Source organism: Mesorhizobium sp. C395A (assembly GCF_030323205.1).
GTDB lineage: Bacteria > Pseudomonadota > Alphaproteobacteria > Rhizobiales > Rhizobiaceae > Mesorhizobium.
The window spans coordinates 2,146,121-2,169,915 of the sequence record NZ_CP100473.1; the positions used below are offsets into that span (position 1 = coordinate 2,146,121).

General features: G+C 63.8%; 20 protein-coding genes. 6 read left to right on the plus strand and 14 right to left on the minus strand.

Annotated features, from left to right (window positions below; translation table 11 throughout):
• Positions 1-17 precede the first annotated feature (17 nt).
• On the plus strand, positions 18-2,828 hold the full coding sequence (gcvP, locus tag NLY37_RS10695; RefSeq protein ID WP_023741469.1) for an aminomethyl-transferring glycine dehydrogenase: 2,811 nt from the start codon (positions 18-20) through the stop codon (positions 2,826-2,828).
• A 12-nt stretch (positions 2,829-2,840) separates the two neighbouring features.
• Here gcvP and NLY37_RS10700 read toward each other — a convergent pair whose 3' ends face one another.
• The 11 genes from NLY37_RS10700 to cpaB form a co-directional block, all read right to left on the minus strand.
• Positions 2,841-3,608 carry a GGDEF domain-containing protein gene (locus NLY37_RS10700; RefSeq protein ID WP_245270869.1) on the minus strand — a complete coding sequence of 256 codons (768 nt, stop codon included), beginning with the start codon at positions 3,606-3,608 and terminating at the stop codon, positions 2,841-2,843.
• Positions 3,609-3,616: 8 nt separating this feature from the next.
• Positions 3,617-4,009: a hypothetical protein gene (locus NLY37_RS10705; RefSeq protein WP_245270871.1), complete on the minus strand. Its 393-nt coding sequence runs from the start codon at positions 4,007-4,009 to the stop codon at positions 3,617-3,619.
• A gap of 141 nt (positions 4,010-4,150) precedes the next feature.
• A complete protein-coding gene (locus NLY37_RS10710) occupies positions 4,151-4,621 on the minus strand; it encodes a hypothetical protein (protein ID WP_023681594.1) in 471 nt (156 codons plus the stop codon).
• Positions 4,622-4,753: 132 nt separating this feature from the next.
• Positions 4,754-5,584, minus strand: coding sequence for a PA3715 family protein (locus NLY37_RS10715; RefSeq protein ID WP_031246090.1), 831 nt, complete (start codon positions 5,582-5,584; stop codon positions 4,754-4,756).
• 131 nt (positions 5,585-5,715) lie between these two features.
• Positions 5,716-6,681, minus strand: a complete 966-nt coding sequence (locus NLY37_RS10720; protein WP_023681595.1) for a type II secretion system F family protein — start codon at positions 6,679-6,681, stop codon at positions 5,716-5,718.
• Position 6,682: 1 nt separating this feature from the next.
• Positions 6,683-7,648 (minus strand): type II secretion system F family protein, encoded by a 966-nt coding sequence (locus NLY37_RS10725; protein ID WP_023704530.1) that lies wholly within the window; start codon positions 7,646-7,648, stop codon positions 6,683-6,685.
• Between the two features lie 4 nt (positions 7,649-7,652).
• Positions 7,653-9,074 carry a TadA family conjugal transfer-associated ATPase gene (locus NLY37_RS10730; RefSeq protein WP_286442322.1) on the minus strand — a complete coding sequence of 474 codons (1,422 nt, stop codon included), beginning with the start codon at positions 9,072-9,074 and terminating at the stop codon, positions 7,653-7,655.
• Positions 9,071-10,285, minus strand: a complete 1,215-nt coding sequence (locus tag NLY37_RS10735) for a CpaE/TadZ family protein (RefSeq protein ID WP_023667601.1) — start codon at positions 10,283-10,285, stop codon at positions 9,071-9,073. Before NLY37_RS10735 ends, NLY37_RS10730 begins: the two co-directional genes overlap by 4 nt.
• A 44-nt stretch (positions 10,286-10,329) precedes the next feature.
• Positions 10,330-10,596: a hypothetical protein gene (locus NLY37_RS10740; protein ID WP_023741470.1), complete on the minus strand. Its 267-nt coding sequence runs from the start codon at positions 10,594-10,596 to the stop codon at positions 10,330-10,332.
• Positions 10,597-10,600: 4 nt separating this feature from the next.
• Entirely contained in the window at positions 10,601-12,046 is a 1,446-nt protein-coding gene (locus NLY37_RS10745; RefSeq protein WP_502882105.1) for a type II and III secretion system protein family protein, read from the minus strand.
• 33 nt (positions 12,047-12,079) lie between these two features.
• Positions 12,080-12,985, minus strand: a complete 906-nt coding sequence (gene cpaB, locus NLY37_RS10750) for a Flp pilus assembly protein CpaB (RefSeq protein ID WP_023681601.1) — start codon at positions 12,983-12,985, stop codon at positions 12,080-12,082.
• A 257-nt stretch (positions 12,986-13,242) separates the two neighbouring features.
• Between cpaB and parE the strand changes: the two genes are divergently transcribed.
• Together parE and NLY37_RS10760 are read left to right on the plus strand one after the other, a co-directional pair.
• Positions 13,243-15,297 carry a DNA topoisomerase IV subunit B gene (parE, locus tag NLY37_RS10755; protein WP_023741472.1) on the plus strand — a complete coding sequence of 685 codons (2,055 nt, stop codon included), beginning with the start codon at positions 13,243-13,245 and terminating at the stop codon, positions 15,295-15,297.
• Between the two features lie 101 nt (positions 15,298-15,398).
• The gene (locus NLY37_RS10760) at positions 15,399-17,468 is read left to right on the plus strand and encodes an FUSC family protein (protein ID WP_023741473.1); all 2,070 of its coding nucleotides are present in this window, start codon (positions 15,399-15,401) and stop codon (positions 17,466-17,468) included.
• Positions 17,469-17,472: 4 nt separating this feature from the next.
• On the opposite strand, the gene NLY37_RS10765 is transcribed toward NLY37_RS10760, so the two are convergent.
• Complete coding sequence (locus NLY37_RS10765; RefSeq protein ID WP_023741474.1) at positions 17,473-18,594, minus strand: DUF2336 domain-containing protein; 1,122 nt, start codon at positions 18,592-18,594, stop codon at positions 17,473-17,475.
• A 109-nt stretch (positions 18,595-18,703) separates the two neighbouring features.
• Here NLY37_RS10765 and NLY37_RS10770 point away from each other — a divergent pair, with 109 nt between their 5' ends.
• Positions 18,704-19,198: a MaoC family dehydratase gene (locus tag NLY37_RS10770; RefSeq protein WP_502882106.1), complete on the plus strand. Its 495-nt coding sequence runs from the start codon at positions 18,704-18,706 to the stop codon at positions 19,196-19,198.
• Positions 19,198-20,073, plus strand: a complete 876-nt coding sequence (locus NLY37_RS10775; protein ID WP_023741476.1) for an HpcH/HpaI aldolase/citrate lyase family protein — start codon at positions 19,198-19,200, stop codon at positions 20,071-20,073. The genes NLY37_RS10770 and NLY37_RS10775 overlap by 1 nt, the downstream gene beginning before the upstream one ends.
• On the opposite strand, the gene NLY37_RS10780 is transcribed toward NLY37_RS10775, so the two are convergent.
• Positions 20,070-21,971 (minus strand): CASTOR/POLLUX-related putative ion channel, encoded by a 1,902-nt coding sequence (locus NLY37_RS10780; protein ID WP_023741477.1) that lies wholly within the window; start codon positions 21,969-21,971, stop codon positions 20,070-20,072. The two genes, NLY37_RS10775 and NLY37_RS10780, sit on opposite strands and share 4 nt — an antisense overlap.
• Positions 21,972-22,079: 108 nt before the next feature.
• The gene (locus tag NLY37_RS10785; protein WP_023741478.1) at positions 22,080-22,664 is read right to left on the minus strand and encodes a nitroreductase family protein; all 585 of its coding nucleotides are present in this window, start codon (positions 22,662-22,664) and stop codon (positions 22,080-22,082) included.
• A gap of 165 nt (positions 22,665-22,829) precedes the next feature.
• Here NLY37_RS10785 and NLY37_RS10790 point away from each other — a divergent pair, with 165 nt between their 5' ends.
• Positions 22,830-23,792 (plus strand): RgsD C-terminal domain-containing protein, encoded by a 963-nt coding sequence (locus tag NLY37_RS10790; protein ID WP_023735302.1) that lies wholly within the window; start codon positions 22,830-22,832, stop codon positions 23,790-23,792.
• Positions 23,793-23,795: the final 3 nt, after the last annotated feature.

A 23,795-nucleotide genomic window follows, 5' to 3' on the forward strand; every position in this document is an offset into this window, starting at 1 on the left:
TATCAGGACCTATTGCCATGAGCGCAGCACTTACCCCCTTCTCGGCCCGCCACATCGGTCCTGATGTAAACGATGTCAGAGCCATGCTTGCCGTGATCGGCGTTCCCTCTGTCGAGACGCTGATCAGCCAGGCTGTGCCGCAGTCGATCCGCCTCGATCTGCCGCTGACCCTTCCCGCGCCGGCGAGCGAAGCCGAAGCGCTGGCCGAATTGTCGGCGATCATGGCAAAAAACACGGTGCTGAAGAGCTTCATCGGCGCCGGCTATCACGGCGTCCACGTGCCGCCGGTCATCCAGCGCAACCTGTTCGAGAACCCGGCCTGGTACACCGCCTATACGCCCTACCAGGCCGAGATCAGCCAGGGCCGCCTGGAAATGCTGTTCAACTTCCAGACCCTGGTCACCGAACTGACCGGCCTGCCGGTGGCTTCGGCTTCCCTGCTCGACGAAGCGACGGCGGTGGCCGAAGCGGTCGGCATCGCGCTGCGCCATCATGGCGACAAGCGCACCAAGGTAGCGCTGGCCGGCACGCCGCATCCGCAGACGCTGGACGTCGTGCGCACCCGCGCCGAGCCGCTCGGCATCGAGATCGATGGCGAGACCATCGACGACAACACCGCCGCCCTGCTGGTCTCCTGGCCGGACACGTTTGGCGTCTATGGCGACCACAAGGCGGCGATCGAGAAGGCTCGCGCCACGGGCGCCGTGGTCGTCTTCATCGCCGATCCGCTTGCGCTCACGCTGACCGAAGCGCCGGCCAGGCTTGGCGCCGACATCGCCGTCGGCCCGATGCAGCGCTTTGGCGTGCCGATGGGCTTTGGCGGCCCGCACGCCGCCTATTGCGCCGTCTCCGACAAGCTGACCCGGCTGATGCCCGGCCGCCTCGTCGGCCAGTCGATCGACAGCAAGGGCCGTCCCGGCTATCGCCTCGCCCTGCAGACGCGCGAACAGCACATCCGCCGCGACAAGGCGACCTCCAACATCTGCACCGCGCAGGCGCTGCTTGCCAACATGGCGACGGCCTACGCGATCTGGCACGGCCCCACTGGTTTGCAGGCGATCGCAGCGCGCATCCATGAGCTCGCCAACCGCCTCGCAGCAGGCCTGAAAACCGCCGGTGTTTCCGTGCTCGGCTCAAGCCGTTTCGACACGGTGACGGCCGAAGTGAAGGGCAAGGCAGATTCGATCGCCGCTGCCGCTGAAAAAGGTGGCCGGCTGCTGCGCGTCATCGATGCCGACCGCATCAGCATCGCCTTCGACGAAACCTCGACCGAGGCGGATCTCGAGGCTATCGCCGCCCTGTTCGGCGCCAAGTCCGGCGCTACTGAGGCCGGCGCGATGCCCGGCAAGCCGCGCGGCAAGGAGTTTCTGACCCAGCCGGTTTTCCGCGAAAACCACTCCGAGACCGACATGATGCGCCTGCTGCGCAGGCTAGCCGACAAGGATTTGGCGCTCGACCGCACCATGATCCCGTTGGGCTCCTGCACCATGAAGCTCAACGCGGCGGCCGAAATGACGCCGGTCAGCTGGCCTGAAGTCGCCAACCTGCATCCCTTTGCGCCGGCCAGCCATTCGGCCGGCTATCGCGCCATGGTCGGCGAGCTGGAAGGCTGGCTGGCGCAGATCACCGGCTTCGACGCCGTCAGCCTGCAGCCCAATGCCGGCAGCCAAGGCGAATATGCCGGCCTGCTCGCCATCCGCGCCTATCACCGTTCGCGTGGCGAAGGCCATCGCACCATCTGCCTGATCCCCCAGTCCGCGCATGGCACCAATCCCGCGAGTGCGGCGATGGCCGGCATGAGCGTCGTCGTCGTGCGCTGTCTGGAGGACGGCAATATCGACATGGACGATATGCGAGCCAAGGCCAACGAGCATTCCAAGAATCTCGCAGCTCTGATGTTCACCTATCCCTCGACGCACGGCGTCTACGAGGAAGGCGCGCGCCACCTGTGCGCTCTCATCCACGAGCATGGCGGCCAGGTCTATTTCGACGGCGCCAACCTTAACGCGCTGGTCGCGCTGGCGCGGCCCGCCGATATCGGCGCCGATGTCTGCCACATGAACCTGCACAAGACCTTCTGCATCCCGCATGGCGGCGGCGGTCCGGGCGTCGGTCCGATCGGCGTCAGGGCGCATCTGAAACCCTATCTGCCGGGTCATGTCACCGAAGGTTCGGCGCATGCCGTGTCGGCCGCACCGTTCGGCAGCGCTTCCATCCTGCCGATCACCTGGATGTACATCCGCATGATGGGCGCCGCCGGCCTGAAGCAGGCGACGGAGACGGCGATCATCTCGGCCAATTATGTGGCGACGCGGCTCGCGCCGCACTTCCCGCTTCTCTACAAGGGCAGGCACGATCGCATCGCGCATGAATGCATCCTCGACACGCGCGTGCTCAAGGAGAGCGCCGGCATCAGCGTCGACGATATCGCCAAGCGGCTGATCGACTACGGTTTTCACGCGCCGACCATGTCGTTCCCTGTCGCCGGCACGCTGATGGTCGAGCCGACCGAATCCGAGCCCAAGCGCGAACTCGACCGGTTCTGCGAGGCGATGATCGCTATCGCCGGCGAGGCAGCGAAAGTGGCGAAGGGCGAATGGCCGCTCGAGGACAACCCGCTGGTCAATGCCCCGCACACGGCGGCCGAAACCCTTGCCGGCCAGTGGACTCACCCCTATTCGCGGCTGGAAGCGGCCTACCCCGCCGGCGATGTCGACAAAGCGGCCAAATACTGGCCGCCGGTCTCGCGCATCGACAATGTCGCCGGCGACCGCAACCTCGTCTGCTCCTGCCCGCCGCTGTCGGAATATCTCGGCGCCGCCGAATGACACTCTGGCCTGTCAGGCTGAACGCAAGGCCGGCCCATCGGCCTTGCTTACCCGGTTCAGCACAAGCACGCGGTTCCGCCCCGCGTGCTTGGCCGCGTAAAGCGCTTTGTCGGCCTCGGCCAGGACGTCCTCGAGGCTGCTGCCGTCTTCCTTGCCAAAGCCGATGCCGCCGCTGACGCTGCTGCGCAACGGCCCGCGCGGCGTCGGCACCACTTCCGTGCCGAAAGCGACGCCGATCTTGCTGGCGAGGTCATGGGCCTTGTCTTGCGGCATCCGCGACATGACCAGCGCGAACTCCTCGCCGCCCAGCCGAAAGGCGTCGACGCCAACTCGATCATATTTCTTGATGATTGCCGCGAAGCGGCACAGGACCCGGTCGCCGACCGGATGGCCGTAGACATCGTTGGTCCGTTTGAAATGATCGAGGTCGAACATGGCGATCGACATGAACGGACCGAAGACGCGCTCGCCATAGAGCGAGTTCAAGGCACGCCGGTTCATCAGCCCGGTCAACGGGTCGGTCAAAGTCTCGGCCTTCAGTTCGATCTGTGCCTGAAGATGATGCAGCGACAGCGTCAGCGCGCCGAGAGCCGTCATGCAGGCGACCGCCACGACCGAATTCAACCGCTCGGCCCAATTGTCGGGTGCGACGCCGAGCACCCACTGGCCCTTAACCAGAAGCACGGCGCCGCAGAGCCCGAAGGATACGCCGCAGACGCCGCTTAGCGCCGAAACGACCAGCAGAATGCCGCGATCCTGACCGCCCTTGATCCAGAACATCACCCCGATCAGGCGAGCAGCACTGTTACCGTCGTATAGGTGAGGATGAAGCCGACACCATCGAAACCGAGATAGGTCACGCCGGCGCAGACAGCCATCGCAAGCAGGGCCGGCAGGACAGCGCGACTGTAGTTGCGCACACCGAGATATTGCATGGCCGAAAGTGAAAGCGCCAGGAAACCGAGGCTGAGCAGCGCCAACGCTGCCTGACAAAGCAACGGAGTGGGCTCCCTCGTGTAGCGCCAGAAGACGATGACGTGGGCGACAAGGACGAGAATGCCGCACGCCACGGTCAGCACGAAGCGTGCACGCGGCGCCGTGAACCAGATCACAAACATGGTGACGCTCAGGCATGTGCCCGACAGCGCAGCCGCCAGCAATAGCGAACTGAAATCCAGCATGGATGAGCGGCAACCTTTGGGATCTTCGATTTGTGGCGCATCATAGGCATGCAACCGGCCGGAGATACCGTTTTCGGCCGGTTTTCAAAGCAACCTACCGACAGGGTTTACAAAGCGTCGACTGCCGTCCCGCGAAGAGTCTCAGCCCTTGTTGAGCAGCGCCAGATTGGCGTTGATCACGCTCGGGTCGGCCATTCCGGCCCTTGCTTCCATGAGCAGCGCCCTCGCCTTCTTCTTGTTGCCGCGCAGCAGCTGCGAATAGCCCATATTGTTGACAATCTGCGGCTTGCGCCCGGCAACCTTCAAAAGCTGGTCGTAGGCGCGGTCGGCGAAGTCGAAGCGGCCGAGTTCGTCATAGGAGGCGGCAAGCCCCATCCATCCCTCGGCACTGTCGGCCTTCAGTTCCACGGCCTTGCGGAAATGCTGTTCGGCAAGGCCGTAATTGGCCTCGCGGAACTGCGCCTTGCCTTGCGCAAGGTCGGAGGTGCTGACGTCTTTTGCCACCGGTTGGATCGACGTGGTCTTGGTCTTATCGACGTTCTCAGTCGTACAGCCGCTGACCATCAAGACGGCCGCTAGCGCGGCCATTGCCGTGAAAATTCTGTGACGCATGCCCCTGGCCCCAATCGCCCGATTTAGCGGGTCGTTCTTCAGGAGGCAGACTACAACAGGGCAATTAAACTTCAGTGCTGAAACGCCCCTAAAATTTGGTTTCGGGCACACCAGCCATTAACCAGCCGAGGGCTAGTCCGGCTCCATCGACTTGAGCCCCGCCGGAAACTGATAGCGGCTGCCGTCATAGCGCAGCCGGTAGGTTCGTTTCATGGACCTTCCGGGATGGGACTGGCACTCGCCATTCTTGTCGACAGACGGATTGTCGGTGTCCAACCGCTCGAACACTGTGATGTCGTGATAGCCGTGATGTCTCGCCGGGCTCATCGCCAGGCTGACCCGGCTGGATTGAAAGGATCCTGCGCAATTGGTGTCGCCTTCGCCGCCAAAGCCGGCCACGATGATGCCGTCGAGCACCAGGCGCAGATCACCGCCGTCAAGGGCATAGAGCCGCAGGTCGGTTTCGCTGAAGGGATTGGGCCGCGAATGGCTCGCCATTTGGATGCGCAGGCCAAAGCCGGTGACACCGGGCGCCAGGCCATAGCGGCCGGTATCGAATTCGACCTTGTTGATGCCGATGGCATCATCGGTCATCAGCCCGGGCTGGAGCAGGCGCTGGCGCACCTGCCGGGTCTTCCTGTCGACGACCAGAAGGTCGACATCGCCGACATGCCCGTCGTCGCTGGATTGGCTGCTGTCGATGAGCGGCACCGCGACCAGCAACAGATCGTCATGGGCAGGCCATATCTTGCAGACGAGGCCAAACGGCGTATCCGGGAGCGTCACGGCGATGCTGGTATGGGGTTCGAGCGTGAACGAGGCGCCGTCTGCGCTCTTTTGGGCCCTGGGATAGGCCTGTTGCACCAGGGCGGCAGCATCGCCGCAATCGTCGGCCGCGGCCGAGGCCGGCGACAGACTGGTGGCGGCCAGGCCGAGGAAAGCGGTGCACAAGACTATTCGCATGGACGGCTCACTCATTTTGCTTTGCGGATTTTGCCGAAGGAGAGCGACCAAACCGGCCGGGTTTCGACATCCAGATGAAGCGTAGTTGGAGTGAGTAACCGCAAGAAGCCGCCGGGCAATCCCCTAGGTATCTACTGAACCGCCGTCATTTTGACGATGATCGGGATGACGGCGATCATCAGCACCACCGGCAGGATGCACACCACCACCGGCACCGACATCTTGGCCGGCAAGGCATGTGCCTTCTCCTCGGCCAGCGACATGCGCTTGTGGCGCATTTCGTCGGAGAACACGCGCAGCGCCCCGGCAAGGCTGGTGCCGAGTTCCTTCGACTGCTGCAAAAGCGTGGCGAAGGAGCGCACCTCGTCCAAGCTGAGGCGGTCGGCGAGCGCCTTCAAGGCATCATCGAGGCTGCGGCCGGCCCTGAGTTCCAGCGACACCAGCTGCAGGTTTTGGCTCAGCGACGGATAGGTCTTGGCCAGTTCCTTCGAGACCCGCTCGATGCCTGCCTCCATGCTCATGCCCGCATCGGAGCAGACGATCATCAAATCCATGAAGTCGGGAAAGCCGTTGCGGTATTCGCGCATCTTTTCCCGCACCTTCTGGCTGAGCACCAGGCCGGGCACGAAATAGCCGGCGGCTCCCGACAGGATGATGAAGGTCCAGCGGCTGGTCGCGGTGGAATCGGCGCTGCCCATCCAATGGTTGACCAGGAACGCGCCGATCGTTGCGCCCACCAGGCAGGCGAAGCGGATCAGGAAGAATGTGCCGATCGCGCGCGGCTCCATATAGCCCGCCTGGATCAGCTTCATACGCAACCGGGCGACATTTTCCGGATCGCTCTTGGCGTAGAATTCCTGCGCCCGCTTCACCGCCTTCTCGCGCACGACGCTCTGGTTCTTCTTCGGCGCCGCCTCGGCCTGTTGGGGAGTCTTGCTGTCGTCGATCTTGAGCCGGCGCTTGAGATCGTTGCGGTCGCCTTTGGCTACCACGAGCGGCCATGCCACCGCGCTGCCACCCAACACCAGCAGCAGCGCGGCTACCGGCATCAGCGACGTCGGCGCCAGCGATGCAAGAAACTGGATCATCTGCTCCATCTCAGAACCGGAAGTTCGACATCTTGAACATGATGATGTTGCCCAGCATCAGCCATGTCACGGAACCGCCCAGCAGATACCACGTCTTCGGTACATCCCAGACGCTCTGATAGAATTGCGGCATCATCACCATGATGGTGGCGAACAGCAGTGCCGGCACCGCCGTCAGGATATAGGCCGACATACGACCCTCAGTCGAAATGGCGCGCACCTTGCGGCGCAGCTTGCCGCGTTCGCGGATCGTCGTCGACAGCCCGTCGAGGATCTCGCGCAGATTGCCGCCCGAACTCGTCTGGATGGAAACCGCGGTGACGAACAGCGGCAGATCCTCCTGGCCGACGCGGTCGAACAGTGAATTCAGCGCAGAAACCAGGTCGGAACCATAAGTCACCTCGTCGGAGATAACGCCGAATTCGGTGCCGATCGGATCGGACATCTCGCGCGACACCATCGAGATCGCCACCGGAACCGGATGCCCGGCCTTCAAGCCGCGCGTGATCAATTCCAGCGCCTCCGGCAACTGCACGCCGAAACGCTTCACCCGCCGGGCACGCTTGGAACGCAGCACAATTACCGGCAGCAGCGCTGTCAGCACCACAAACAGCAAAATGGCGAGCAACAGCGGCAGCCCGTACCAGAGCGCGACGAGCATCATCGCCAGCGCCACGCCCGTCGTCATCGTCAGGAATTTCGGCAACGGCATCACCATGCCAGACTGCGTGCGCAGCGCGCGAAAACGGTCGGGCGAGAAGAATGACGTGCCGGAATCGAGGCCGCGTTCCTTGCGCAGCTGAATCAGCACCTGTTCCTGGCTGATCTTGTTTTCCTGCAGCCTCATGCGCCGGTTGATGGCCAGGCGCTTGTCGCTGCGGCCGGCATAGAGCAGATAGCAGCCTTCGGCGATCATGATGCCGGTCAGCGCTGCCGCGGCATAAACGACATAGATCGGGCTGAAATTCTCGAACACCCGGCTACTCCTGCGGCCGGCCGGGTTCGAAATATTTGCCGGGGAATTCAATGCCCATATTGCGCAGGTCCTCGAGGAAACGCGGGCGAATGCCGGTCGCCTCGTAGTGACCGAGGATCTTGCCGTCGGCCTCCATGCCAGTGCGCACGAAGCGGAATATCTCCTGCATCTGGATGACGTCCCCTTCCATGCCGGTCACCTCGGCGACGCTGGTCACCTTGCGCTTGCCGTCCGACAGTCGCGTCAGCTGGACGATAAGGTCGAGCGCGCTGGCGATCTGACTGCGGATCGACTGCACCGTCATCGGCATGCCGGTCATGCCCAGCATCTGCTCGAGGCGTGAAATGGCGTCGCGCGGCGTGTTGGCGTGGATGGTCGCCATCGAGCCTTCATGTCCGGTGTTCATCGCCTGCAGCATGTCGAAGGCCTCCTCGCCGCGGCACTCGCCGAGGATGACGCGGTCGGGGCGCATGCGCAGCGCGTTCTTGACCAGGTCGCGCTGCTTCAGCTCGCCATGACCTTCGATGTTGGCGGGGCGCGTTTCCATGCGCGCGACATGCGGCTGCTGCAGCTGCAGTTCGGCCGCGTCCTCGATGGTGATCAGCCGTTCGTCTTCCGGAATGAAGGCCGACAATGCGTTGAGCATCGTCGTCTTGCCGGTGCCGGTGCCGCCCGAGATGATGGTCGTCTTGCGGGCGTGGACTGCAGCCGCCAGCACCTCGGCCATGTTCTGGGTGATGGCGCCGAACTCGACCAGCTTGTGCAGGCCGAGCTTGTTCTTTGAAAACTTGCGGATCGACACCAGCGGCCCGTCGACGGCGACCGGGCGAATGGCGGCGTTGAAGCGCGAGCCGTCGAGCATGCGGGCATCGACCATCGGCTGCGATTCGTCGACCCGGCGGCCGACGGCGGCGACGATCTTGTTGACGATGCGCAACAGGTGCGCCTCGTCCTTGAATGGGATATGGACCTGCTGCAGCTTGCCCCGTTTTTCAACGAAGCAGTTCTGGTGGCCGTTGATCAGGATGTCGTTGATGTCGGGGTCCTTGAGCAGCGGTTCCAGCGGGCCGAGGCCGACCATCTCATCGACGATGTCATCGACCAGCGCTTCAAGTTCGACGGTGTTGATCGCCATACGCTCCTGACGGGTCTTTTCCGACACGAACTCCTGCACCTGCCGGCGCATCTCATCCTTGGGCAGGCGCTCCAGCGCGACCAGGTTGATTTCCTCGAGCAGCAGCCGGTGGATGCGCACGCGGGCATCGAGCACCTTGTTGGCGCTTTTTCCCGGTGTTGTCTCCGGCTTCGGCGGCAAGGCCTTGCGGTTCGTCGGGATGACCACGGCGTGATGCGCGACCGGCGCCGCCTCGGCCGGCTTCAGCGCGCGGACGCCACGGTTCTGCAGGGTCGAGAAGCGGCTGGTCATCCGGCTTTCCTCTTCAGGAGGCCCCTGCCGATGCCGAACAGCGAGCGCGATTTCTCCGGCGTCACCACGGCTTCTTCCGGCAGGATGATCCTCTTCAGATCGTTGACGACATTGGCGTTCGGGTCGATCTCATGCAGCGGCACGCCGCGGTCGACAGCTTCACGCACAAGCCGGTAATTGTTGGAGATGCCGCCGACGAAATGCTCGCCCAGGATTTCCTGGACATCCGCCTGCTTGATGCCGTTGTCGAACATCTTCTGCTCGAAACGGTTGACGATCACGTTCGGCTTCACTTCCTTGCCTGCCGTCTCGTAGACCGCCTGGATCAGCCGCTGCGTATGGCGCAGGCACGGCACCGTCATTTCGGCGACGATGTAAAGCTTGTTGGAGCCAAGCAGCACCGTTTCCGTCCACGGAAACCAGGTGCGCGGCATGTCGATGACGACGTTGTCGAAATAGGCCGAGACGAGATCGAGCATGCGCACCACGACGTCGGTCTTAAACGAGCGCATTTCCGACGGATGCGTTGGCGCCGCCAGCACGCAGAGCCCGCTCGCATGCTTGGACAGCATCACATCCAGCAGCTGACGGTCGAGGCGCTCGGGCTGGTTCTCGATTTCGGTGATGTCGAAGCGCGGCTCAAGGTCGAGATATTCGGCGCAGGCGCCTTGCTGGAAGTTGAGGTCGACCACGCAGGTCGACGCGCCGCGCGTCACCGAATGATGCAGCTGGAAGGCGGTCTGCAGCGCCAGCGTCGTGGTGCCGACGCCGCCGGCGGCCGGCATGAAGGTATAGATCTGCGACTCTGTGTTTTCCTCGCGCCCCGGCCCTTGCAGCGCGCGCACGACCGACCGCACCAGATCGGCGGTGGTGATCGGCTTGACCAGGAAATCGGCGACCTGGAGCTGCACCAGGATACGCACTGCGGCTGCGTTGAATTCCTGGGTGACGACGACCACCGGAACGCGGCCTTCAAGCCGGCGCATGATGCGCTGCAGCGACTCGATCTCTTCCAGCTTTGCCGCATCCATGTCGACGATGAGCGCGCCGAAATCGGCTTCCTGGACCTCGCCGCGCAGTTCGGTAATGTTCTTCTCGACGGTCGAAAGCTGGATCACCTCCGAGGCCGCGAACGCGGTGCGCGTATCCTGCGCAAAGGTCCGGTCGCTGGACACCAGCAGGATCTTCTTGGTCTTGATGCCGCTTGCCATTTTGTCAGCCTGTCAGGTCATTCCCGGTCAAATCACCGGGCAAATCAATCGGTTGTCGCTGTCGGTTGCACGGCCTTGGCAGCAGCAGCCTGGTCGGCGGCGTTGACTGCCGCCTCACTGCGTTGCGCCGGCACCAGCAGCCTGGTGTTCTGGACGCCGTATTTCCAGGGATCGACCATCTGCATGGCCGTATTGGCAGCCTGTGCGTTGCCGGCCGCCATCGTCGGTCCCTCGGAGCGGATATAGTCGTCGCTGGTGCAGCCGCTGGCGAGGCCGGCGAGCAGCAGGGCGATGCATGGTCGCAAGCGCATGGCTTCAATCCTTCGGCAGGTCGAGGAAATGCCCGACGGTGGTGACCGCGGCCGGCTGTGCCGTGCTGCCGCTGGCCATTGCCACCGCACGATTGGCGTCGGACGATTTCACTTCCTCGGTGTTGTTTAGGAAATAGTCGACATTGCTGGCCGGCTGCGTGCCGTCGGTCGGCTCGAGCAGCTTCTTCGACGGATCGACCGGCTTGACCAGATAGGGGGTGACGATGATCACCAGATCGGTCTCGCGCCGCTGATAGGATTTGGAGGAGAACAGCGAGCCGAGCACCGGCAGCTTGCCAAGGCCGGGAAGACGCGACGTGGTGATGTCGTTCTGTGACTGCAGCAGGCCGGCGATCATGAAGCTCTGGCCGTTCTTCAGGTCGACCGATGTTCTGGCGCGGCGCACGATAAAGCCCGGCACCGAGATATTGCCGATACTATAGGAGGCCGAAGCATCGATCGAGGACACTTCCGGCGCGATGTCGAGGCTGACCAGCCCGTCCTTGAGAACCGTCGGCGTGAAGTCGAGGCTGACGCCGTATTTCTTGTAGCTGACGGAAATCTTGCCATTGTCCTCGGAGACCGGGATCGGGAACTCGCCGCCGGCGAGGAAGCTTGCCGTCTGGCCCGAACGGGCGATCAGGTTCGGCTCGGCCAGCCGCCGGGCGAGACCACGTTCCTCTAGGGCCTTGATGGCGACGTCGATCGACAGGCCGTTGGACAGCAGCCGGCCGATGATCTCGCCATTGCCGGCTCCCGGCACCGAGCCCGGCTCGATGGTGACGTCGCGCCCGCCAATGCCGTAAGCAAAATTGGCGCTGTATTTGGCGCCGAGATCCTGTCCGGCCTGGCGATTGATCTCGACGAAGCGGACGTTGAGCTGAACCTGCTGCGAGGACGAGATGTTGACCGAATTGATCACTTCCTCATTGCCGGAGAAACGGCTGGCGATCTTGCTTGCCTTCTCGGCGGCGACCGCGTCATCGGCCTCGCCCGACAGCACGACGCGGCCATTGGCCGAGCCGACCTTGATCTTGGCGTCCGGCACGCTGGCGCGAATGGTGCTGGCCAGCTGGTCGGTGTCCAGCGTCACCTCGATGTCGACGGTGCCGACCAACTGCTTGTTCTCGTCGAACAGTGCGATGCCGGTGGTGCCGAGATTGTTGCCCAGCACATAGAAGGATTTGTCGGTCAGCGGATTGACGTTGGCGATCTCCGGATCGCCGATGACGATCTGGTAGAAGGCGGCATTGGTCATGACCGTCTTCGGCTTGCCCTTGGCTACCTTGATCGACGCATTCGTTGTCGACGAGACATGGACGATATCGTTGTCGGCCTTGGCTGGCGCACTGAGGCCGAGCATTGCGGCCGCGGCGAGGCAAGCCCCCACCGCAAGCGCCCGCATTGTGCGCAGCCCTTTCGTCGTCTGAAATGCATGAAGTCCCGACATCTGTCCCGTCCTTCGCCCGGTCCCCACCGGCAGTTATTGCTGGTCCCGCGCAGGAACCTGGTATTCTTCGACCTGCGTGCCGCGCGTCACGATGATCGTCTTGAATTTCGGCTTCTCAGGCTCCTTGGTCGCGGCAGTGAACAGCGCGCCGGCAGCGGCCTGGACGCCGGAGGCGACCGATCCGCCGAAGGACGAGATGGTGGTGACGCCGTCCTTGGCGGCACCACCGTCGGCGGCCGAGCGGAGCGACAGCGACAAGGTGCCGACGGTGCGGGCAAGCGCCACTTTCTGCGCGCCTTCGGTCGTCACCTCGATGGTCACGGAATTGGCGATCTGCGGCGTGGTCTGGCGCTCGTCGGCGCCCTGTCCGACGGTCAGCACCTTGGCGTCGGAGACGACGATCTCGGAGGTAACGGTCGATCCGGCAGCGCCCTGCGCGTTCTTGGCCACTTCCTGGATTTCGCCCGCATCGCGTGTCAGCACCACGTCGACCCGGTCGCCCGGCATGACGAAGCCGCCGACGCCGGCGATCTCGTCGGTGCGGATTGTCACCGCCCGCATGCCGGGCGTCATCATGTTGGACAGCGTCGCGCGGCCGTTCGGCCCCGACAATTTGCTGATCAGCACCGGCTCGTTGATCTCGATCGGCGACAATACCACGCGGCTGCCTTCGGCGAGCAATGCATTGACTGTGGTGAACGCGCCCTGCGGCACCGAATCCTCGGACCATGGGATTTCGCTGAGCTGCGCCCGGTCAAGCTCCATGCCGTAACGCAGCGGCGCATTGGCCACCACGATGGTCTTGAAGACGACCTTGGGGACGGCGGGCGCCGGGATCGACGCCGTTTTCTCTTCGGCATCGGCCTTGGCCTGGCTTTTCACCCAGAAATCCGCGGCAAAGATTGAAATCGCGCCGAAGACGGCAGCGATGCCAATCATCGTTATGGCCTTGCCCCTCACAACCAACCCCTGACTCTCGTGGTCTTTTGTTTTGTTGGGGCGACGCTAGGCCGCTTTGTTAAAGATTCAGGAATCCCAGCGGCTCCGCACGGACCTATTTCCGCCGGCTTGGTTATCGAAAGGTTTTAGGATAAGAAGGGGTTAATCCCCGAACGTAACAGGAACTTCCGTCGCTTGGCGCCGAAAAGCGTGGCAGTATCGACGGGTGATTCGCGGCACCGGATTCTATGGCAGGCATGGACGACAACAACGATCTTTTCGGCAATCTGGAAAAGCAGCCGCAACCGGCTCGGACACCTTCGCGCCCGGCCGACCCGCTGGTGCAGGCCACGAAGCGTCCTGCCGCGACCAAGGACGGCAGCGAGGGCTATAGCGCCGCCGACATCGAGGTGCTGGAGGGGCTGGAGCCGGTGCGGCGCCGTCCCGGCATGTATATTGGCGGCACCGACGACAAGGCGATGCACCATCTGTTTGCCGAGGTCATCGACAATTCGATGGACGAGGCGGTCGCCGGCCATGCCACCTTCATCGATGTTGAGCTGTCGGCCGACGGGTTTCTGACCGTTACCGACAATGGCCGCGGCATCCCGGTCGATCCGCATCCGAAATTCAAGAAGCCGGCGCTCGAAGTCATCATGACGACGCTGCATTCGGGCGGCAAGTTCGATAGCAAGGTCTATGAGACCTCCGGCGGTCTGCACGGTGTCGGCGTCTCGGTCGTCAATGCGCTGTCGGACCATCTCGAAGTCGAAGTCGCGCGCGGTCGCCAGCTTTACCGCCAAAGGTTCTCGCGCGGCGTTCCGGTGAGCGGGCTGGAGCAGCTCGGCGAAGTGCACAACCGGCGCGGCACCAAAATCCGCTTCCATCCCGACGAGCAGATTTTCGGCAAGGGCGCCGCCTTCGAGCCGGCGCGGCTCTATCGCATGACCCGCTCGAAAGCCTATCTGTTCGGCGGCGTCGAGATCCGCTGGAGCTGCGACCTATCGCTGATCAAGGAAAAGGACCAGACGCCGGCCAAGGCGGAGTTCCATTTCCCCGGCGGCTTGAAGGACTATCTCAAGGCATCGCTCGGCGATGATTTCCAGGTGACCCGCGAAATCTTCGCCGGCAAGAGCGAAAAACAGGGCGGCCACGGCTCGCTGGAATGGGCGGTGACCTGGTTCGGCGGCGACGGCTTCGTCAACTCCTACTGCAACACCATCCCGACCGGCGAAGGCGGCACGCATGAGGCCGGCTTTCGCAATGTACTGACGCGCGGGCTTCGCGCCTATGCCGACCTGGTCGGCAACAAGCGCGCCTCGATCGTCACCTCCGAAGACGTTATGATCTCGGCGGCCGGCATGCTGTCGGTTTTCATCCGCGAGCCGGAATTCGTCGGCCAGACCAAGGACAGGCTGGCAACGATCGAAGCCATTCGCATTGTCGAGACCGCCATCCGCGATCCCTTCGACCACTGGCTGGCCGACAATCCGCAGGAAGCCTCCAAGCTGCTGGAATGGGTGATTGCGCGCGCCGACGAGCGGGTGCGCCGGCGCCAGGAAAAGGAAGTGTCGCGCAAGAGCGCGGTGCGCAAGCTGCGCCTTCCCGGCAAGCTCGCCGACTGCACGCAGAACGCCGCCGCGGGTGCGGAACTGTTCATCGTCGAAGGCGACTCGGCCGGCGGCTCGGCCAAGCAGGCGCGCGATCGCGCCAGCCAGGCGGTGCTGCCGCTGCGCGGCAAAATCCTCAACGTCGCCAGCGCCGGCAATGACAAGCTCGCCGCCAACCAGCAGATTTCGGACCTGATCCAGGCGCTCGGTTGCGGCACGCGCTCGAAATACCGCGACGAGGATTTGCGCTACGACCGCGTGATCATCATGACCGACGCCGACGTCGACGGCGCTCACATAGCCTCGCTGCTGATCACCTTCTTCTACCAGGAAATGCCGAACCTGGTGAATGGCGGCCATCTCTATCTGGCGGTGCCGCCGCTCTATTCGATCCGGCAAGGCGGCAAGGTTGCCTATGCCAGGGACGATGCGCACAAGGACGAGCTGTTGCGCACCGAATTCACCGGCCGCGCCAAGGTCGAGATCGGCCGCTTCAAGGGCCTGGGCGAGATGATGGCCGCGCAGCTCAAGGAAACCACCATGGACCCGAGGAAGCGCACGCTGCTCAGGGTCGATGTTATCGACGCCGTGGCGGCGACCAAGGATGCTGTCGACGCGCTGATGGGCACCAAGCCGGAAGCCCGCTTCCGCTTCATCCAGGAACGCGCCGAATTCGCCGCGACGGAAGTGCTGGATATCTGAGCGCCGGCCAACTCTTCGTTTTGACGCAGTTCGGGCGGAAAACCGTTTCACACTTTTCCTGGAACTGCTCTAGCCTGCGCTTCCGATACGGAGACCAGTTTGTGATCTGGGCGCGGCTGAAGAGCTACTTCGAAACTAGTTTGGCGGGCCTGACGCAGCCGACGCGCTCGGATTGGATTTTCGCCCTGCGCACGGTTTCGGCCGGTCTGATCGCGCTTCTCGCTGCTTACGCGCTAAAACTCGACCACCCGCAATGGGCGATGATGACGGTCTTCATCGTCGCCCAGCCGGTCGCCGGCATGGTGCTGGCGAAAGGTTTTTGCCGGTTGCTCGGCACGCTGGCCGGTGGACTTGCGGCGATCGGCATAACCTCGGTTTTCGGCACCCATCCCTGGCTGCTGGTCACGGCGCTGTCCGTCTGGATTGGGCTGTGCACGCTGGTTTCGTCGCTGCTGCGCAATCCGGAAGCCTATGGCGCCGCACTTGCCGGCTATACCGCGATGATCATTGGGCTGCCGGCTTTCGGCCAGCCGCATGTGATCGTCGATCTCGCTGTCGCGCGCTGCGCCGAGATCGTGCTCGGCATCGTCTGCGCCGGCCTGACCAGCCGGCTGATCCTGCCCAAGCTGGCCGCTGACGCCATCATCTCCAGGCTGAAGCGCAGCATCCTCGACCTTGCAACCTATGCAGGCGGCGCTTTTTCCGGCGGCGACCCCGCGACGCTGGCCGGCCTGCACCGCAAGCTGATCAGCGACGCCCAGATGCTGGCCGAGATGCGCGCCTATGCCCGGCTCGAAGCACCGAGCTTCGCCACCCGCGCCCATCCGGTCCGCCTAACCATCGGTCAGCTTCTCTCGGCGCTGTCGGCGGCGCGCGCGCTGCATTCGCATGCCGCGCCGAAAAACGCAGCGCTCATTCCGGTACGCTCCGAACTGCAGTCGTTGGTCAGCGAGCTGGCAGCGACGCCCGAGGCGCTGGACGACACGTCGCCCTGGGTGACGCGGCTCGACGCGATTGCCGGCAAGGCCCGGCAAATGCCCGACGCCTCGACCGATCAGGGCGACGACAGGGTCGGCACCATAACCCGCCTCACCATCGCCGCCGATTTCGCCGAAGCCTTCAAGCAGGTGCTGCGCGGCCTCGACGCCCTGCGCGCACCGGTGACGGGCCCCAGCCGGAGCAACAGGCAGCCGCCTGCGCTGGTGGTGCACCGCGATTATCCCGGGGCTTCGCGCAATGCCATACGCGCCGGCCTTGCCACATTGGCGGTCGCCGCCTTCTGGCTGACGACGAAATGGTCCGACGCGGCCGGCACCGTCATCCTCGTTGCCGTCGTCTCCAGTCTTTTCGCCGCGCGGCCTGACCCGGTGCGGGTGTCCTGGGGCTTCTTCAAGGGAACGCTGCTGGCTTTGCCCTTTGCCTTCCTTGTCGGCCAGGTCGCGCTGCCTGCTTTGCCCGGCTTCGGCTGGTTCACGCTGTTTGTCGTGCCGATCCTGGTACCGACGGCGCTGGGCATGGCCAATCCGCGCACCGTCGGCGTGGCGACGGCCTTTGCCATCAATTTCCTCGCCTTCCTCAGCCCGCATCAGGCGATGACCTATGCCCCAGGCCCGTTCTTCGCCGGCTCGGCGTCGGTGCTGGTCGGCATCCTGCTGGCCATCGGCGTCTTCATCGTGGTGCTGCCGGTGGATCCATGGCGCGCGGCCAACCGCATCGTGCGCGCCATGCGCGAGGATCTGGCGCGGCTGTGTCTGCACGAGCGGGTACCGCGGCGTTCGGCCTTCGAGAGCCTGGCCTATGACCGCATCAACCAGCTGATGCCGCTCTTGCAAAATGCCGGCAGGAAAGGCGATGCGATTCTGGGCGGCGGGGTCGCCGCCGTTACCGTCGGCCTTGAAATCCTGCGTCTGCGCGCCGCGCAGCAGAGCCCGTCCACTCCTTCCGACACCGCGCTCTCGATCGCCAATTTCCTGCGCGGCCTGGCGCGTGAACTGCTCTTTCGCGCACCAGGCGATCCACAGACAGCAACTGTCACTGTGGCCCGGCAATATGCAGCCAGCCTTTCAGAGCGCAGCGGCGGTGCGGATATGCTGCAGATCGCAGCCTCGCTGCGCATCATCGCCGCCGCGATCGAGGATTTCCCGGATTTCTTCACCAGGGACCGTGGCTAGGGCGTCAGGCCGCGGCTATCGCCAGCGCATGCCCGCGCGCGTTTTCCCGCAGCGCGTCGAGATGGATCGACTTGACCAGGCCGGCGAGATCGCCCTCAGTGGATTGACCTCCGAGTTCCTTCAGCATCAGCCAGCTGACTTCCTGCACGCCGGCGAGGCGCTTGCCGTTGGCGACTTCGCGCCAGATTTTGAGCGCGCGCAGGATGATGCCATGGGTGGAAGCGGCAAGGCCGGCGCTGCGGAACAGCGCCTGCAACGCAACGTCCTGGCCGCCGGCGAGCAAGGCCCGCACCCGCTGCTCCGACTGCTGGCTGAGCGCGACCAGGGCCGAGCCGAAAAAGTCGACCTTGCCGTGGGCAATGGCACGGATGATGAAACTTGCGGTCAGGTCGCCGCGCAGGCGCAGATGTTCGATAAGTGCCGCATGTTCCTCAGTGCGCGTGCCTTCGACCAGCCGCACCGAAGCCTTGACGCAAGCATCGCGCGTGACCCGCTCGGCTCTGGCCGCCCCCATCAGCGCCATCACCAGCGGCGAAGCCTTCAGCGTTTCGCCGAGCTTGACCAGCAGCATGTGCCGGCAGTCGGCCGGCAGCCGCACATCCCTGACCATTGCCTCGCGCAAATGAGCGATATGGCCATGCCGCTCGGCCATGCGGCGGAAGCTGAGCGACGCGATATCGGCGCCGTCATTGGCGAGCAGCGCCGCACACGCTTCCGGTTCGCCGATCTCGGCGATCGCCGCGGCAACCGCCATCGAAACGACCGGCCGGTCGGCGATCAGTTTTTGCGTCGCCTTGTGCCCGGCCGCGACGCGGTCGATCAGGTCGGCGTCCGTCAGCAGCGGGGAGCGCGCCAGCACCAGGGCTGCCACTTCCGGCTGATCGGAGGCAAGCGCGCTGATGATCTGCAGCGGCGCGTGATGGCTCATCGACAGCGCTTCGGCCATAGCCAGCCGCACCTTCGACGAGGCGTCGTCGAGCAGCAGCGTCAGCGCCGCTTCGGCCGCGCAACGGTCTTCGAAAGGCAGGTCGGAATTGACGTAGGCGCGGGCCAGCGCGCTCGCCGCCGCGGCGCGCTCCGAAACTCTCGCGGTGTAGATCCATTTGAGAAAATGCGAGACAACCATACTGCCTGCTACGCCCCTTGCCGGAAAGCTTCCGGCCCCAGGAATGACCCTAGGCAGAAATGGTTTACGAACGGTTCACCATGTTTATTAACTGGCTTGCGAGCGCTGGATGCAGCGCCTATCAACCGTCAGGCAGCGGAGGAGAAAAACGATGCCCGGGCTTTATCTCGAAGAGTTCGTCGTCGGCCATGTCTTCCGGCACACGCTGCGCAAGACCGTCACCGAAAGCGACAACATGCTGTTTTCGGTGATGACACTGAACCCGCAGCCGCTGCATATCGACTTCGACTTCGCCGCCAAGAGCGAATGGGGCAGACCGCTGGTCAATTCGCTGTTCACGCTCGGCCTGATGATCGGCATTTCCGTCAATGACATCACCGTCGGCACCACAATTGCCAATCTCGGCATGAAGGAGGCGGTGTTTCCGCACCCGGTCTTCCACGGCGACACCATCCGTGTCGAAACGACGGTGATCTCGGTCAGGGACTCGAAGTCGAAGCCGGACCGCGGCATCGTCGAGTTCGAGCATCGCGCCTACAATCAGAGCGACGTACTCGTCGCCAAATGTATGCGCCAGGCGATGATGATGAAAAAGGCGGCCTGATGCGCTCGCTGCTGTTTGTGCCCGGGGATTCCAAAAAGAAACTGGAGAAGGGTTTTGGCGCCGGCGCCGACGTGGTCATCGTCGACCTTGAGGATTCCGTGGCGCCACAAAACAAGCCGTCGGCACGCGACATCGCAGCACGCTTTATTGCCGGCAACAGGCAGCAGACAAGCTCCGCCATCTATATCAGAGTCAACGACCTATCGACCGGGTTGACCGACAATGATCTGGCCGCCCTGGTTCCGGTCAAACCCGACGGCATCATGCTGCCGAAGTCGAACAGCGGCCAGGATGTCCAGCAGCTATCCGTAAAGCTCCGCGTACATGAGGCCGAAAACGGATTGCCGGATGGCGCGATCAAGATCCTGCCGATCATTACCGAGACCGCTGCTGGGTTGCTGGCCGCCGCGACCTATGCCGGGGCAAGCGCCAGGCTTGCCGGCCTCACCTGGGGTGCCGAAGATCTGTCGGCGGCGATCGGCGCGCAGGCTGCGCGCGACGACAACGGCCGCTACACCGATGTCTTCCGCCTTGCCCGCACCATGACCATCCTTGCCGCCGGCGCAGCTGAAGTCGCGGCGATCGACACGGTTTTCCCCGCCTTTCGTGACATGGCCGCCTTCGAAACCGAATGCACGGAGGCCGAGCGTGATGGTTTTACCGGCAAGATGGCGATCCATCCGGCGCAAGTGCCGGTCATCAACGCCGCCTTCACGCCATCGGCCGAGGCGGTCGAGCGCTCGCGGGCCATCGTCGCGGCCTTCGAGGCGGCCGGAAATCCTGGCGTGGTCGGCATTGACGGCAAGATGTATGACCGGCCGCATCTCAGGCTCGCCGAACGGCTTCTGGCTCGCGCCAAGGCAGTCGGGGTTTAGTCCCGCGCCAGCACGATGACCCGGTCCTCAGGCAGGTAGGCCAGCGCTTGCGACTTCAACGGGTTGACGGTGACGCCGCCCAGCGCCCGCTCATCACTCTGCGCGGCGCGAACGCGCCGGTGCCCGATGGCGATCTCTCCGCGCAACCGCGCCGATTCCGCGATCGTCCAGAACGTCACCGGCTGGTCGATGGCGACATAGTCGCCGACCGGACGCATGTAGATTTCGGAGCCCTCCTCGTCGAGCAGGTCATCGAAGATCGCGGCGAGATGCTGGTTCTCCGATGCCTGCGCCAGCATCAGGCTGACCAGCCGGTTGCTGACGACGAAGTCATCGGCCTTGGTCACCGCCGCCAACTCGCGGTTGCGCACGTCGATCATTTCGCTGACAATCGAGATATGCGTGCCGGCATCGTCTGCGATTTTGCGCAAATGCAGCAGCGTCACCAGCGTGCGCGTATCGGCGGGCTGCGCTGCCATGGTCTCGCTGTAGCCGAGGACGAGCACGTGGTCGTAGGAAGGCACGTCGAGGCTTGCCAGTGCTGTGCTGCTCGACGTGTCGGTGATCCGGCAGGAAACCGACAGATTGTCGCCGACGACCGGCAGCCCGGCAACTTCCTGTTCGAGGCCTGGCGTATCGGCGGCGATGGTCAGGATCGAACCAGGCGCGACATAGCGCGACAGTTCATAGGTTATGATCGGACCGCGCCGGTTCCAGCCAAGGATCAGCGTGCGCTCCGGCTTCGCCTCGATGGGCTGATGGCGAAGAATCGCCGCGGCATCGATCTTGGCTCCGGCGCTTCCCAGCTTGATGGCGGCATCGTCCTCGGCAATGATGATGGCGCGCATGTCCTTGCCGATTACCAGCTCCGACGGCGGGTTGAGATTGACGCGCCCCTGCTGGTCGCAGAGCCCGATCAGCGTGCAATGCTCATACGCCATCACTGCCTCGCCGAAGGTCTTGCCGGTGAGATCAGGCTGCTCGGTCGTGTAGATTTCGCAGCCGTCGAAATCGAGCAGCTCCGAATAGACGCCGCTGAGACCCGACTGCCGGCTCGAATGCACGACGATGCGCGAGATCAGCTGGTCGGCCAGGACAAGCTGTACCTCGGCCCCGCCGACGACGCGGGCGACCTCGGCGTTCTTTCCGTCGCGGATCTCGGCGGCGATGTTATAGGGCGCCGTGCGCCGGTTCGGGTCGTTGGCCAGCGCCAGCACCGTCTTGATCACCTGCGAATCCGGGTCGTCGCCGTCCGGCGACAGCACGATGATCGAGCGCGAGGTCTGCGGGTTGACGATGGCCAGATCGTAGAGGTCGGTCGGGTCGCCGCTGCGGCAGATGATGCGTGTATTGCCCAGTCTGCCGACTTTGGCGGCGATCTCGTCCTCCATCGCCACCTTGTCCATATTGGCCATGACGACAATGCGCGGATGGCGGCGGCTGGCATTGGCAATGACGAGTTCAGAGATGACGTCGAAGATCGACGGCGACCAGTTGAGGATGATGGTGTGGTCGCTCTCCAGCACCCGCGAACGACCCTTGCGCAATTCATCGAGCTTGCTGTCGACGCCGGCGCTGAGCACGCCGATGAGGGCCGACACGACGAAAATTCCGGCAAGCGTGACAAACAGCATGACGAGACGGAAGGCCCAGCCGGTGTCGCCGCCCATCGTGCCGGAATCGAGCGTGCGCATCAGCGATTCCCAGAATGCTTCGAAGAAGTTCAACGGTTCGCCGCCCTCCGGCGCAATGCGGGTCACCGCAAGGAAAGCCGCGGCGGCAATGATGATCAGCAGCGAAGCAACGGCGAGCCAGCCGATCAGCGCGATCGGGCCGGCGGCCATGCTCTTGTCAAACCCGTAGCGCAGCCGGGTTCCCAGCGAGTCTCGTTTCTTCATGTCGCCGGCAACCCCCAATATTCCCCATGGTCGATGCGCCGACCCCAACGCATCGCCGAAGCCGCTGTCTTAGCCTGTGTTTAAATAAAGGGGAATCGCTTTCGGGTGTCAGCCGTTCCACGGCCCCTCATAATCGGCATAGAGCTTTGCCGGATCGGGTCGCGGCCGTTCCGGCGCCGGGCCCTGGTAGGAGCCGATATGGATAAAGCCGACGACGCGCTCCTGCGGCGCCAGCCCCAGGATCGCCCTGCCCTCGGCCACATCGGAATACCAGTTGCTGATCATGTTGGTGCCATAGCCCAGCGCATTGGCTGCAATCATCAGGTTCAGCGCCGCCATGCCGCCGGACAGGAACATTTCCCATTGCGGGATTTTTGGATTGTCCTTCGGAACCGACACCACGCCGATCACCAGCGGCGCGCGGGAAAACCGCGCAAGCTCCTGGTTGCGGCGGTTTTCCGGCAGCGGCCCTTCGCGCTGTTCGGCGAGCGCCGCCAGCTTCCTGCCGATCTCGACGCGCGCCTCGCCGCGATAAACGATGAAGCGCCACGGCTCCAGTCGGCCGTGATCGGGCACACGGCTTGCAGCCGCGATCATGGTCGCGATATCGCCATCGCTGGGCGCCGGTTCCTTCAATTCAGGAATCGGTGCGGAGTTTCGGGTCAGCAGGAAGTCGATGATCGGCGACGCCATGGGGGCCAGGTCTCCTAAAGCACTCGATTTTGAGCTGAAGCGCGCCATTGCGGATCGGGGCGGCTCGGGCATTGGCGCGGGCGCGCCGGACGAAAGAACCTGTTGCCAAGGCGGTCGGACTCTTAAGCCTTGAAATTGCCACCGCCTTGGGCTTCAACGCAAGGCATGTTTGAGGGGACATCGCGCCTTTTCCTGATTTGGCTCGCCGTAGCGCTGTTTGCGCCGGCCTCGATGGCCATGGCGCAGAATGCCGACGGCATCGGCAATCTGAAACTTCCCGATATTTCGAGCTATGCGACGCCCAAGGGCGAGACGCCGCTGGCGCTCAGTGGCGGCGGCGCCATAACGCTGTCGGCGCAGTTGACCGACAAGGGCGCCGACATCACGCGCGGCATCGTCTGGCGCGTCTTCAAGCCCGAGGCCGCCGGCGACGGCAAGCTGCCGATGGTGGCTTCCGCGCATGGCGGCAGCGCCGTGTTCCAGCTCGAACCCGGCAGCTATCTGGTCCACGCCTCATACGGACGCGCCGGCGCCACCAAGCGCATCACCGTCGGCAAGGACGCCAGGCGCGAAAGCCTGGTGCTCGATGCCGGCGGCCTCAAGCTCGACGCGGTGCTGTCGGGCGGCGTGCGTATTCCGCCGAAAAAACTGCGCTTCTCCATTTATGAGGGCACCGCCGAGGCCAATGGGGACCGCGCTTTGATCATTCCCGATGTCGAGCCGAACAGCGTCGTGCGGCTCAACGCCGGCGTTTATCATGTCGTCTCCACCTATGGCGCGGTCAATGCCGTTATTCGCTCCGACATCCGTGTCGAAGCCGGCAAGCTGACCGAAGCCACCGTCGAGCATCGCGCGGCGGAGGAGACCATGAAGCTGGTGCGCGAGACCGGCGGCGAGGCCATCGCCGATACATCCTGGTCGCTGCTCAACGAATCCGGCGATCCGATCAAGGAGGCCGTCGGCGCCTTCGCCTCGATGGTGCTGGCCGAAGGCCAATACACCATCATCGCCAAGAACCGCGACCGCATCTACCAGAAGGATTTCACCGTGGTCGCTGGGCAGAACCAGGAGATCGAGGTGCTGGCCACCGAGGCGTCGGCCATCGATCCCGAGGAAGGCGCCGACTAGGTT

What these genes read in the sequence shown, in the direction of transcription:
- NLY37_RS10735 (WP_023667601.1), bottom strand. Translation starts at nt 10,285, where the DNA reads ATGGCAAGCGGCATCAAGACCAAGAAGATCCTGCTGGTGTCCAGCGAC.
- NLY37_RS10715 (WP_031246090.1), bottom strand. Translation starts at nt 5,584, where the DNA reads ATGCGAATAGTCTTGTGCACCGCTTTCCTCGGCCTGGCCGCCACCAGT.
- NLY37_RS10740 (WP_023741470.1), bottom strand. Translation starts at nt 10,596, where the DNA reads ATGCGCTTGCGACCATGCATCGCCCTGCTGCTCGCCGGCCTCGCCAGC.
- NLY37_RS10720 (WP_023681595.1), bottom strand. Translation starts at nt 6,681, where the DNA reads ATGGAGCAGATGATCCAGTTTCTTGCATCGCTGGCGCCGACGTCGCTG.
- NLY37_RS10765 (WP_023741474.1), bottom strand. Translation starts at nt 18,594, where the DNA reads ATGGTTGTCTCGCATTTTCTCAAATGGATCTACACCGCGAGAGTTTCG.
- NLY37_RS10700 (WP_245270869.1), bottom strand. Translation starts at nt 3,608, where the DNA reads ATGTTCTGGATCAAGGGCGGTCAGGATCGCGGCATTCTGCTGGTCGTT.
- NLY37_RS10775 (WP_023741476.1), top strand. Translation starts at nt 19,198, where the DNA reads ATGCGCTCGCTGCTGTTTGTGCCCGGGGATTCCAAAAAGAAACTGGAG.
- NLY37_RS10705 (WP_245270871.1), bottom strand. Translation starts at nt 4,009, where the DNA reads ATGCTGGATTTCAGTTCGCTATTGCTGGCGGCTGCGCTGTCGGGCACA.
- NLY37_RS10785 (WP_023741478.1), bottom strand. Translation starts at nt 22,664, where the DNA reads ATGGCGTCGCCGATCATCGACTTCCTGCTGACCCGAAACTCCGCACCG.
- gcvP (WP_023741469.1), top strand. Translation starts at nt 18, where the DNA reads ATGAGCGCAGCACTTACCCCCTTCTCGGCCCGCCACATCGGTCCTGAT.
- parE (WP_023741472.1), top strand. Translation starts at nt 13,243, where the DNA reads ATGGACGACAACAACGATCTTTTCGGCAATCTGGAAAAGCAGCCGCAA.
- cpaB (WP_023681601.1), bottom strand. Translation starts at nt 12,985, where the DNA reads ATGATTGGCATCGCTGCCGTCTTCGGCGCGATTTCAATCTTTGCCGCG.
- NLY37_RS10730 (WP_286442322.1), bottom strand. Translation starts at nt 9,074, where the DNA reads ATGACCAGCCGCTTCTCGACCCTGCAGAACCGTGGCGTCCGCGCGCTG.
- NLY37_RS10710 (WP_023681594.1), bottom strand. Translation starts at nt 4,621, where the DNA reads ATGCGTCACAGAATTTTCACGGCAATGGCCGCGCTAGCGGCCGTCTTG.
- NLY37_RS10745 (WP_502882105.1), bottom strand. Translation starts at nt 12,046, where the DNA reads ATGTCGGGACTTCATGCATTTCAGACGACGAAAGGGCTGCGCACAATG.
- NLY37_RS10770 (WP_502882106.1), top strand. Translation starts at nt 18,704, where the DNA reads ATGCAGCGCCTATCAACCGTCAGGCAGCGGAGGAGAAAAACGATGCCC.
- NLY37_RS10780 (WP_023741477.1), bottom strand. Translation starts at nt 21,971, where the DNA reads ATGAAGAAACGAGACTCGCTGGGAACCCGGCTGCGCTACGGGTTTGAC.
- NLY37_RS10790 (WP_023735302.1), top strand. Translation starts at nt 22,830, where the DNA reads ATGTTTGAGGGGACATCGCGCCTTTTCCTGATTTGGCTCGCCGTAGCG.